Origin of the sequence: Paenibacillus sp. FSL R5-0749 (assembly GCF_038595085.1) — a bacterium.
In the GTDB taxonomy this organism is placed as follows: domain Bacteria; phylum Bacillota; class Bacilli; order Paenibacillales; family Paenibacillaceae; genus Paenibacillus.
Genome location: NZ_CP152005.1, coordinates 4,647,522 through 4,660,098, shown reverse-complemented (window position 1 = coordinate 4,660,098; position 12,577 = coordinate 4,647,522). Strand labels below are relative to the sequence as shown.

General features: G+C 47.8%; 7 protein-coding genes. 6 read left to right on the top strand and 1 reads right to left on the bottom strand.

Annotated features, from left to right (window positions below):
* Window positions 1–41 precede the first annotated feature (41 nt).
* The gene (locus MKY85_RS20830) at window positions 42–1,343 is read left to right on the top strand and encodes a DUF6080 domain-containing protein (protein ID WP_342570671.1); all 1,302 of its coding nucleotides are present in this window, start codon (window positions 42–44) and stop codon (window positions 1,341–1,343) included.
* A 91-nt stretch (window positions 1,344–1,434) separates the two neighbouring features.
* Here MKY85_RS20830 and MKY85_RS20825 read toward each other — a convergent pair whose 3' ends face one another.
* Complete coding sequence (locus MKY85_RS20825) at window positions 1,435–4,110, bottom strand: YhgE/Pip domain-containing protein (protein WP_342570670.1); 2,676 nt, start codon at window positions 4,108–4,110, stop codon at window positions 1,435–1,437.
* A gap of 708 nt (window positions 4,111–4,818) precedes the next feature.
* Here MKY85_RS20825 and pyrR point away from each other — a divergent pair.
* The 5 genes from pyrR to carB all read left to right on the top strand — a co-directional run bounded on the left by pyrR (window position 4,819) and on the right by carB (window position 12,512).
* Complete coding sequence (gene pyrR / locus MKY85_RS20820; protein ID WP_017687330.1) at window positions 4,819–5,382, top strand: bifunctional pyr operon transcriptional regulator/uracil phosphoribosyltransferase PyrR; 564 nt, start codon at window positions 4,819–4,821, stop codon at window positions 5,380–5,382.
* Window positions 5,379–6,293, top strand: coding sequence for an aspartate carbamoyltransferase catalytic subunit (locus MKY85_RS20815; RefSeq protein WP_253439283.1), 915 nt, complete (start codon window positions 5,379–5,381; stop codon window positions 6,291–6,293). The genes pyrR and MKY85_RS20815 overlap by 4 nt, the downstream gene beginning before the upstream one ends.
* Before the next feature lie 127 nt (window positions 6,294–6,420).
* Entirely contained in the window at window positions 6,421–7,725 is a 1,305-nt protein-coding gene (locus tag MKY85_RS20810) for a dihydroorotase (RefSeq protein WP_339235870.1), read from the top strand.
* Window positions 7,726–8,149: 424 nt separating this feature from the next.
* Complete coding sequence (carA, locus tag MKY85_RS20805) at window positions 8,150–9,292, top strand: glutamine-hydrolyzing carbamoyl-phosphate synthase small subunit (protein WP_062835434.1); 1,143 nt, start codon at window positions 8,150–8,152, stop codon at window positions 9,290–9,292.
* Window position 9,293: 1 nt separating this feature from the next.
* Entirely contained in the window at window positions 9,294–12,512 is a 3,219-nt protein-coding gene (gene carB / locus MKY85_RS20800; protein WP_339235868.1) for a carbamoyl-phosphate synthase large subunit, read from the top strand.
* The last annotated feature ends 65 nt before the right edge of the window (window positions 12,513–12,577 follow it).

Here is a 12,577-nt window from a genome sequence, read left to right as displayed (position 1 = left end):
ATGATGGTTTTTTATAAAATTTATTGGATGTGAATGAAAGCATGAAATTTTTGGACTACTTATTTTATAATCGCAGAGCCAACTGGACAGCCTTTTACCTGTTTGCAGGATTTGCTCTATTTTATGGTTTAATGAACGGCTCGTACGTTCTGTACATTGAAAATAATGCGGAATTGCTTGGGAAGTATAGCCCTTTTAATACGACGCTGTTTCCACTCAATATATTCAACTTTGATCCTTCAATGTATTATGGGGACAACAGTTCTTCTGTTATTCATCCGCTGATTTCCTTTTTGGCGGTCACTGTTGCGGCTGTAGCGAAGCTGCTGGGAGGCAACTGGTTCTTTCTAATTTTGCAATCGCTGGTGAATGCAGGTTCGGTAGTGCTGGCGTATCTCTTCCTGAGTCAAAAAGAAGATAGACCGACGATTATACCTTTGCTGTTCGCCTTACTGTTTGGTTTCAGTTCCTACCTCATGTATACTGCGTTGATCCCGGACTCGTATCCTTATGTACAGTTCGTTATTCTGTTCTCCGTGGTTTACATGCAGTATACGCGTGAGCGTCAGGACGTACGATATGTACCCAATGCATTGCTTGCATCGATTAACTTCGGATTAACCTCAACCAATATCGTACCGTTTGCTGGTGCCACTTTCTTCAATATGCATGCATGGCGTAAGGCCAATTTGAAAAAATACATTGGTATCATGGCACTAGCGGTTCTGATTATTGTCGTTATGACAGGTATTCAATATGTTGCATTTGGAGGTCGCAGCTGGGTTAGTAACTGGCTATTGGGCATTCAAAATGGTGGAACTAGCTATGCAACACCATTCCAGTTCGCCATTCACTGGAAAGCATTGAACATGTTAACCATCAATCCGATGATGACACCGAAGATGCATTTACTTGACCCGGGCATGGCTGCCTTTGTTACGGATCTATCTCGTTCCAACCCAATTGTTGTGCAGATTACAGGGATCTTTATTTTACTATTGGCACTCATGGGCATCATTAAAGGCATTCGTGAACGTGAAGTATGGACCCTTGTTCCATATATTCTGTTTGCTTTTTTGCTTCATGTAGTCGTGGGTTTCGGATTGGCTGTATTTCAATATGACATGTACCTGTATGCGGGACACTATCTGTTTGCGTTCTTCCTGTTGGGTGGAGGATTCGTCATCAGCCTGCGTCCGGGATTGGGGAAAAAAGCGATTATAGGCTTAATCATGTTATGTGTTATCGTTACGGCAAGTAACAACATCTATCGCCACGCAGAAACATTAACAACAATCAAGCAATCCTATGATCAATTGGAACAGGACCGGTCAGTGAAATAATCAAGATGCAGCGATTCTCATAATGAAATAAGATAAGGCCATGGGATGGAAAGTCCTATGGCCTTATCTTTATTTGTGTCAAGCTAATGAGTTAAGCAATAATTTTGGTCTTCTTGGCATTCTCGGCTGAACGTTTGGTGAGACTGCTGAGTGGGCGTTTCAAAGCGAGAGCAACAATGAGACTCAGCGCGATGAACATACACAACCAAAGAATATCCTTGATGGCAGTAGACCACAATATACCGCCGACCGACTCACGCAGCAGACTGATCGCATATGTGAAGGGCATGAACGGATTCAATGCCTGGAAAAAGGGGGATGTCATGCTGATTGGGAACGTACCGCCAGAGCTGGAGAACTGGAACACCATAAAGATGATGGCGATCCCTTTTCCGATATTTCCAAAAACGGACAGCAGGGTGTACGTGATGGTGACAAATACGGCACTCACCAGCATGGCAAACAGGACAAACCACAGTTTATCGGCGACATAGGTACCCAGGATTAAGATATCTCCCAGGGTGACGCATATCGCCTGAAGCAACCCAATGGTCAGAAAAGTAGCGAGGCGTCCAAGATATAACTCATATCCCCGGAACTTGCCCTCTGGATTCTCAGCTTCGGCACGAAGCAGAGAAATCAGCAGTGTTGAGCCGACCCACAAGGACAGCACGCCATAAAATGGTGACATGGCCGATCCATAATTCGGAATCGGGTAAAGCTGCTGTTCCTTGATTTGCACTGGGCTTGCAAGGAAAGCACTCTCTTCTTCGATATCGCCGCGCAGAAGTTTGGCGAGCTCGGCAAACTGGTTATTACCTTCGACTTCCCTAAGTTTGTCTGCCGCTTTGCTGATGGCACTTTCCAGTGCTGGCAGATCATCACGTACCAGTGTGGCAACACGATGGACTCCTTTTTCGACCTCCGGAAGCTGGTTCTGAACAAAATCGGATGCCTTGCCTATCTGTTTCTCGGCATTAGGCAGATCATGACGAACAAAATCAGCCGCTTCGTTCAGTTTGGTTCCCAATTTGGGCAGATCGGTCCGGATTAAGGAAGAGACGGTGTTCAAAGCTTGAATAAAACCTTCACTTTTGCTTGCGAGTGTCTCTGATATCTCATGGATCTTGGATTGGATTTGAGGCAGGTCGCTCTGGATTTTCGTCAACTCGGTCTGTCCAAACGTAATCCCTTCTTTGGCAGATGCAAGAATGTCCGCAATATCCGGAATTCGATCTCTTGCTCCTTGCATTGCACTTGAAGAAGTGGAGAGGATGGACCGCAATTTATCCACGCCAGCCGATAGAGCCGGTGATATGTCACTTTCATACGTAGTCAAGAGATTGCCAATGCCGCTGCTAATGTCTTTGGAGAGCAAATTTAACTGAGCGACGACGTCTGCGGGTAGCGTTGTATTGCGGCGCATGGCATCACTGATGATGCCAGCCAGCCGGATTTGCAACTGCAGTTTATCTGAAACGGAGTTCAAATGCTGAATTTGTTCGGTAAGTGGATGGCTTGGAAGCAAGTTGTCTATTTTGCCCAGCAGTTCTGCCATACTGTCGACAAGTTTTACCGCAATCCCCAAACGTGCAGCAATCCGGTCCAGATCTTCTGCTGTGGGCAGGTTATCAAGATCCGAATCCTGCAATTGTGCAAATAGGTCTCCAGCAGCGTTGGTAATCTGCTGCACTAGCAGCAGATTCTGGCGGATCGTTGGGCCAATAGCCTGGAACGCTTCTTCACTTGAATCTACAAATTGATTCAAGCTTTCAGCCAGCTCAATCCCGTTGCCAGCGATTTGGGATACTTTGTCCAGATCTTGTTCTGCGGCCGTTACGATAGAGAGAGCCTTGTCGGTTTTATCCAGGGCTGTTTGGATGACAGCTGATACCTGACCAAAGTTTTCATCCACTTCTCGAATGCGTTCTACCGCTTTTTGTATATCCGGTATCCGCCCTTGAATAGCCAGCACTTCCGAAGCCGCATCATTAATTTGTGGCCAATACTCCTGCACCTTGAGCACATACTTTGCCGCTTCATTGATTTCAGGTAGTTTTTTTTCGATTTCGACGATCTTTTGAGCATCTTTTACAATCTCAGGCATGGCTTTTTCCACTTCCAGTACCTTTTGACCCGCGGCTTGGATGGCCGGAAGATTTTTCTCCAGGGTGAAAATGCCATTCTCCATCTTGCGCAAAGTTGGAAGCTGGGCGTTAATTTCAACCCCGGCTTCCTTCAACTTGGTAAGAACGGCCTCACTGACGGCTTCAGTGAAATTTTCATTGATTTGTGTTGTTATGGCAGATACACCAGAGCCTGTGATTTTGGGAGCAATGGCATTCACCTTCTCATTAACGGTATAGATTACCTCTGGACGCTCCAGCTTTCCGTCAACAATACCTGTAATTTTGGACGAAAAGTCTCCGGGAATGAGCAGGCTTGCATAGTACTCTCCAGTTTGTACACCTCGACTGGCCTCAGCCCGATCTACAAAAGTCCAGCCCAGCTTTTCGTTGTGTTTGAGGCTGGATACCAGTTCGTCTCCGATATTGACATTGGTTCCTGCAACAGTTGCACCCTCGTCTTCAGTTGTCACTGCAATTTTGATCCCCTGGGTGTTACTGTACGGGTCCCATACGGACTTCACGTTGACCCAGTCATACACCCCGGGCAGTAAGATGATAGCCACAATTAAAAATATACCTGTGGGAACCTTCAGAATATGCAACCAGTCTGTTTTGTAAACGTGCCAAATGTGACGCATGACTTCCTCCTAAATGTACATAAATGTAGGGCGTATCTTAATTCCATGTCGCATAGCTGCGAATCTTATGTATATCGGCATTACAGCAGCATCTATGAATGGGTTTATGTTTATAAACTGTACCCATTTCAGTGGGTACTAATGCAGAGCCTACATATATTACGTAAGATGAAACTGACTGCTTGTTCCAAAAAGAAGTGTTTTGTGTCTACTTAAGCATAGGCAGAGGTTTATTTTGGTTATATCAAATTTCTCATTTGCCTATGGATAAATATGCAGAAATGTTGTATAATTATGAATAACCAATGAGATGAATTGTGCATGGATGTTTTTCAGGCTAACTGCTGATTCTAACAAGAACGTAGCAGAGGGTTTTCACCTGCGATGGTGAGGTGTTGACAGGGGGTTGTCTTTCTGTCATAATTCATGAAGACAAACGGACATATTGATTACAGAACCCTGTGAGGTCCTGCAATATGAACGACATGAATAGCACCTTTAAATCAGTCCCGTGAGACTGGCAAGGTAACGTGAACGATACATCGTTTTTTGCTGCGGCAAATGAAGCGATGCATCCCCGAGAGTAAACTTTCTTCAGAGCGGTCTGAAGTTCGGAGACTCCTTGCCAATAAACACGGCAAGGAGTCTTTTTTGTTCTCCTCGTCACGGGGCCATGATCTGAAGGGAAATCCTGAGGAGGCTGAACGCATGAGCACAGAGACACATGTCATTATGGATGAGACGGCGATCCGCCGCGCATTAACACGGATTGCCCATGAGATATTGGAGAAAAACAAAGGAATCGATGATTGTGTGCTGGTCGGTATCCGTACACGCGGGGTTTACCTCGCAGAACGGATTGCCGCGAAGATTGAAGAAATCGAAGGCGCCAAAGTCCCCTGGGGAGAACTGGATGTGACTCCTTACCGCGATGATCGCTTGGACGAAAACAAGGCGAATCGCAAGGAAATGTTGATTATGACACCTGAATCACTCTCGATCCATAACAAAAAAGTGATCTTGTTCGATGATGTGCTCTATACCGGACGTACGATTCGCGCAGCGATGGATGCCCTGATGGACTGTGGAAGACCGCAGAACATTCAGCTGGCGGTACTCGCAGACCGTGGACACCGGGAACTTCCGATTCGACCTGATTTTATCGGTAAGAATGTGCCGACTTCCAAATCAGAAGAGATCGAAGTTGCACTCATGGAAACGGACGGACAGGACGAAGTCAAAATCACTCAGAACCGGGGGGAGCAAGCATGATGATTACACAGACAGCATTGAGAGACCGGAGCTTGCTTGGACTGAAGGAACTTAGCCGAGGAGAGATCGAGTCCATTCTGAACAGGGCGGCTCACTGGGAAGCGCAGAAAGAGAAACTGGTTCCTGTACTTGAATCACGCTTCGTTGCGAACATGTTCTTCGAAAACAGCACCCGCACCCGCTTCTCCTTCGAAATGGCAGAGAAACGCCTGGGCGCACAAGTGCTGAACTTCACGGCAGCCGCATCCAGTGTGGAAAAAGGAGAGTCCATCTACGATACGGTGCGAACACTTGAGTCGATGGGCATTGATGCAGGCGTGATCCGGTTGAAACCGGCAGGCGTTCTGCAACAGCTGGCTAAGAAAGTGAGTGTTCCGCTCGTGAACGCCGGAGACGGCAACAATGAGCATCCCACACAGGCGTTGCTGGACCTCTACACGATGCGGAAAGCATTTGGCGAACTGAAAGGCTTGCGTGTTTCCATCATAGGTGACATTCTGCATAGCCGCGTAGCACGCTCCAACCTGTGGGCACTGCAAAAGTTCGGCGCAGATGTACGCTTCTGTGCACCGCAAACGATGCAGGCACCGGAACTCGCAGAGCATGCTCCTTATGTCGGTTTTGAAGAAGCGCTGGATGCAGATGTAGTCATGATGCTCCGTGTTCAACTGGAACGTCATCAACATGGCTTAATTACTTCAGCTGAGGATTATCGCGAACACTACGGATTGACGGAAGAACGGGCGTCACGCCTAAAACCAAGCACCATTATCATGCACCCTGCTCCAGTGAACCGCAACGTCGAGGTAGATGACGCGGTTGTGGAGAGTGAAGCATCGCGGATCTTCCCGCAGATGGCAAACGGCGTTCCCATCCGCATGGCGGTTATGGAACGTGCGATGAAACTGTAACAGGGTCTGGCTGTGGGTCATAGGCTGACGAAGATGGCAGTTCTTATAGAGCAATAAGAGAGTAAACGATAAAGAAAATCATCCGGTTTACCTGGTAAGCCGGACAGAACCGAAGCGGAGGGCAATTATGCTACAGATTATAAAGAATGCGAACATCTTGAACCAACAAGGGGAACTTGAACGGAAAACCATCATTATAGATGAAGGTAAAATTAAAAAGATCGCTGGCCTGGAAGACCAAGCCGTATTGGATGCCGAAAAGTCAGCGCATCATGTGACAGACGCATCAGGCAAACTGGTCATTCCGGGATTGATCGATATGCACGTGCATCTGCGTGAGCCTGGATTCGAACACAAAGAGACGATCGAGACAGGTGCCCGTTCAGCAGCACAAGGCGGTTTTACAACGATTGCCTGCATGCCAAACACAAGACCGGTTACAGACACAGCGGAAGTTGTGAAACTGGTACTGGATAAAGCCAAAGAAGCCGATCTGGTAAAAGTGTTGCCTTATGCAGCCATTACCAAAAACGAACTGGGTCGTGAACTTACCGATTTTGCCGCCTTGAAAGAAGCAGGGGCTATCGGATTCACGGATGACGGTGTCGGCGTACAAAACGCTCAAATGATGAAAGATGCCATGAGCCTCGCAGCAAGCATGGATATGCCAGTGATCGCTCACTGTGAAGATGACTCACTGGTTGTAGGTGGATATGTGACGGAAGGCGAGTTTTCCAAACGTCATGGTATCAAAGGCATTCCTAATGAATCCGAGGCTATCCACGTAGGCCGGGATATTCTGCTCGCAGAAGCAACGGGAGTTCATTACCACGTCTGCCACGTAAGCACAGAGCAATCGGTTCGCCTGATTCGTCTGGCGAAATCCATCGGTATTAAAGTAACTGCTGAGGTGTGTCCGCACCATCTGGTGTTGTCGGATGAAGATATCCCGGGCATGGACGCCAACTGGAAGATGAACCCGCCGCTACGCTCACCACGTGATGTGCAGGCGTGTATCGAAGGTTTGCTGGACGGCACGCTGGACATGATCGTAACCGATCACGCGCCACACAGTGAAGAAGAGAAAGCCAAAGGCATGGAGCTGGCACCTTTCGGTATCGTAGGATTCGAAACAGCCTTCCCACTGCTGTACACGAAGTTTGTGGAAACTGGACTTTGGAGCTTGGACTTCCTGGTAAAACGCATGACAGCTGATCCGGCACGTGTATTCCGACTGGATACAGGCAAACTGGAAGAAGGAGCACCAGCGGATATCACGATGATTGATCTGAACGAGGAAAAAGCGGTTGATCCTGCAACGTTTGCAACCAAAGGAAGAAACACCCCATTCACAGGCTGGAAGCTGAAAGGCTGGGCTGTACAAACATGGGTGGATGGCAAAAGCGTGTGGAGCAACACTGTACAACAATAAAACGGTAATTTAGTAAATTGATAAATTACTAACTCTATATCTTTAAATCAGTAACAGTAATTCTTAACTTTTTAAAGCAACACATCTTTCTAATTCTAAAACTTAATCTACAACTTTTACACCAGTAACATCTTTTCAACTAACTCGAGGCAAATCATGCCGAGAGTCTAACATACGAAACAAGCAAAGTTGAATGTCATGATTTTGAACTTGGACACCAACGTAACTGCGGAGCGGACAGAAAAGGCCCGAAGAAGCAAAGTGTTCGCCTTTATCACCGGATTACATCATTTGAAAAATGATAAAAAGTAATCCGGGGATAACAGCGATCAAAGGGTTTTCTGCCCACGGAGCCGCACCACACGTAACGCCCATGTTCAACTCAAAGTATTCAACGTTGATAAACACAGAGGAGTGAAATGGGATGCAGGCACAGGCAAGATTATTGTTGGAAGACGGCACACTGTTCACCGGGAAAGCATTCGGTGCTGAAGGTGAAACGACAGGTGAGGTCGTTTTTAATACGGGAATTACAGGCTATCAAGAGGTGCTTTCGGATCCTTCCTATTGCGGTCAAATCGTAACCATGACGTATCCGCTGATCGGAAACTACGGTATTACGCGTGATGACTTTGAGTCGATTCGTCCATACGTACACGGTTTCGTTGTACGTCGTCATGAGCCAACGCCAAGCAACTGGCGTGCGGAATATAGCGTAGACAATCTGCTCAAGGAATACGGTATCGTAGGAATCAGCGAAATTGATACACGCATGTTGACTCGCCGGATTCGTCACCACGGCACAATGAAGGGAATTCTCACAACAGGATCGAAGCCTGTGGAAGAACTGCTGGAGATGATGGGAGACACCACCATCGCCGAGCTGCGTAACCAGGTGCCTATGACTTCTACAGAACATGTCTACAACAGCCCGGGAACGGCTGAACGTATTGTGCTCGTGGATTATGGTGCCAAAACAGGAATCTTGCGCGAACTCAGCAAACGTAACTGTGACGTTGTCGTTGTTCCGCACGATGTAACAGCAGACGAGATTCGTCGCCTGAACCCGGACGGTATTCAACTGTCCAACGGCCCTGGGGACCCGAAAGATGTACCTCACGCAGTTAAAATGATCAGTGAACTGCTTGGCGAATACCCGATCTTCGGCATCTGCCTGGGTCACCAATTGTTCGCACTTGCGGCAGGAGCAGACACCGAAAAACTCAAGTTTGGACATCGCGGAGGAAACCACCCGGTGAAAGAGCTGGAGAGCGGACGTTGCTTCATCACATCCCAGAACCATGGTTTTACCGTAAACGAGGAGTCTGTGAAGAGCACGGACCTGGAAGTTACACATATCAACAATAACGATAAGACTATTGAAGGTCTGAAACATAAATCCTTCCCGGCATTCTCGGTTCAGTATCACCCAGAAGCAGCCCCGGGTCCTTACGACAACAGCTATCTTTTTGACCGCTTCATCGAGATGATTCGCGAGCACAAAATCACTAACCCGCAAAAGCCGCGTCAAGCCGTATTGGCAGCCGCAGTGAAAGGAGCACAATAACATGCCGATTAACAAAGATCTCAAAAAAATCCTGGTGATTGGTTCCGGTCCAATCGTCATCGGTCAAGCGGCAGAGTTCGACTATGCCGGTACACAAGCTTGCCAGGCTCTGAAAGAAGAAGGCGTGGAAGTTGTACTTATCAACAGCAACCCGGCGACCATTATGACCGATACTAACATGGCTGACAAAGTCTACATTGAGCCAATCACACTGGATTTTGTAACCCAAATCATTCGTCAGGAGCGTCCAGACGGCTTGTTGCCAACACTGGGTGGTCAGACAGGTCTGAACATGGCTGTGGAACTGGCACGTGCAGGCGTGTTGGAACGTGAAAATGTAAAATTGCTCGGAACGCAGCTGACATCCATCGAGAAAGCGGAAGATCGTGATCTGTTCCGTGACCTGATGCGTGAACTGGAACAGCCTGTACCTGAGAGTGTGATCGTAACGACACTCGAAGAATCACTTGAATTTGCAGCTGAGATTGGTTATCCAATCATCGTTCGTCCAGCCTATACGCTGGGCGGAACAGGCGGCGGAATCTGTGCGAACGAAGAAGAACTGCGCGAAACTGTGGCAGCGGGAATTCGTTACAGCCCAATTGGGCAATGTCTGGTCGAGAAGAGCATTGCAGGCATGAAAGAAGTCGAGTATGAAGTTATGCGGGACAAAAACGATAACTGTATCGTTGTCTGCAACATGGAAAACTTTGACCCGGTAGGTGTTCATACAGGCGACAGTATCGTCGTAGCACCAAGCCAAACCCTGTCGGATCGTGAATATCAAATGCTGCGTTCAGCTTCACTGAAAATCATCCGTGCCCTGAACATCGAGGGTGGATGTAACGTACAGTTCGCACTGGACCCACACAGCTTCCAATACTATGTTATCGAAGTTAACCCACGGGTAAGCCGTTCATCGGCGCTGGCTTCCAAAGCAACGGGTTATCCGATTGCGAAAATGGCTGCCAAAATTGCCATGGGTTACACACTGGACGAAATCGTGAACCCGGTAACAGGCCAAACATATGCTTGCTTCGAGCCAACATTGGATTATATCGTGAGCAAAATCCCACGCTGGCCGTTCGACAAGTTCATCTCGGCGAACCGTAAACTGGGAACTCAGATGAAAGCAACAGGCGAAGTAATGGCCATTGGTCGGACATTCGAAGAGTCGATTCACAAAGCCGTGCGCTCCCTGGAGATTGGTGTACACCGCCTTTACCTGAAGGATGCCGAAACGCTGGATGAAGATACGCTGAACGAGCGTCTGATCAAAGCGGATGATGAGCGTATCTTCCTGATTGCCGAAGCATTCCGCAGAGGATATACGCTGCAACAACTGCAAGACCTGACCAAGATTGACTGGTGGTTCCTGGACAAAATCGAGGGTCTGATCGCATTCGAAGATCGTATTCGCGAAGAATCCGAATTGTCTTCCGATGTTCTGTATCAAGCGAAACGCCTTGGATTCACGGACCGCGCCATTGCCGAACTGCGTGCGCAAGGTCAACCTGGTGGCACATTAACGACGGAAGCAGAAGTTAGAACTCGTCGGGAAGAAGAGAACCTGCGCCCAGTCTACAAAATGGTAGATACGTGTGCAGCCGAGTTCGAAGCAACAACGCCATATTACTACTCAACATACGAGACTGAGAACGAAGTGATCCCTTCCGACAAGCAAAAAGTTGTGGTACTAGGTTCAGGACCAATCCGGATCGGTCAAGGTATTGAGTTTGACTACTCTACTGTACACGCTGTATGGGCTTTGCAAAAAGCAGGATATGAAGCAGTCATTATCAATAATAACCCGGAGACGGTGTCGACGGACTTTAATACATCAGATCGTCTGTACTTTGAACCACTCTTCTTCGAAGATGTTATGAACGTGATTGAACAGGAGAAGCCAGTAGGGGTTATCGTGCAGTTCGGTGGTCAAACGGCCATCAACCTGGCAGCACCACTGCGTAATGCAGGTGTAACGATTCTCGGAACGGATCTGGAAAGCATCGATGAGGCGGAGGACCGCAAGAAGTTTGAGCGTCTGCTCTCCCGTCTGGAGATTGCACAGCCGAAAGGTAAAACGGTCATTTCCGTTGATGATGCTGTAGAAACAGCTCAAAGTCTGGGCTACCCGGTACTGGTTCGTCCTTCCTATGTACTCGGCGGTCGTGCGATGGAGATTGTATACTCTGATGCAGAATTGCTCACGTACATGGAGCAGGCGGTTAAAATCAATCCGGAGCATCCGGTACTGATCGACCGTTACATGATGGGTAAAGAAGTTGAGGTTGACGCCATCTGTGATGGTGAAACGGTATTGATTCCGGGCATTATGGAACATATCGAGCGTGCAGGAGTTCACTCTGGTGACTCCATCGCGGTATATCCTCCTCAACACCTGTCCCAGGACATGAAAGAGAAAATTGTAGAGATTACAATCAAAATTGCGAAAGAACTGAAAACGGTAGGTTTGGTCAACATCCAGTTTGTTATCCATGATGGCCAAGTGTACATTATCGAGGTAAACCCGCGCTCATCCCGTACCGTACCATTCTTGAGCAAAGTAACCAACATTCCGATGGCGAACCTGGCAACACAAGCCATTCTGGGTGTAAAACTGAAAGATCTTGGTTATGTTGACGGGCTATGGCCTGAGTCGGACCATGTATCTGTCAAAGTTCCGGTCTTCTCCTTCGCGAAGCTGCGTCGTGTAGAACCAACCCTCGGACCTGAGATGAAATCCACAGGTGAGGTTATGGGTCGTGACCCGAATTACGCTAAAGCGTTGTTCAAAGGTCTCATCGGGGCAGGAATGAAAATTCCGGCAACCGGAGCCATTGTCGTGACTGTAGCAGACAAGGACAAGGACGAAGCTGTACCATTGCTCGAAGGTTTCTACAGACTGGGATACAAACTCATGGCTACCGGCGGAACTGCAGCTGCGCTTGAAGCAGCGAACATTCCGGTAACGACGGTGAACAAATTAAGCGAAGGTTCGCCGAACATTCTGGATATGATTCGCAGCGGCGAAGCGAACTTTGTCTTCAACACACTCACCAAAGGCAAAACACCACAGCGTGACGGATTCCGTATTCGTCGTGAAGCGGTAGAGAATGGTATTGTATGTATGACTTCACTGGATACGATTCGTGCGCTGCTGATCATGCTGCAAACAATCAACTTCTCTTCAGAAGCAATGCCTGCCTTTGTAAAATAAATATTCACTGATGAAGGACATCAGTCAGCCTGCGGGCTGGCGAGATGTCCTTTATATCGGGCAAA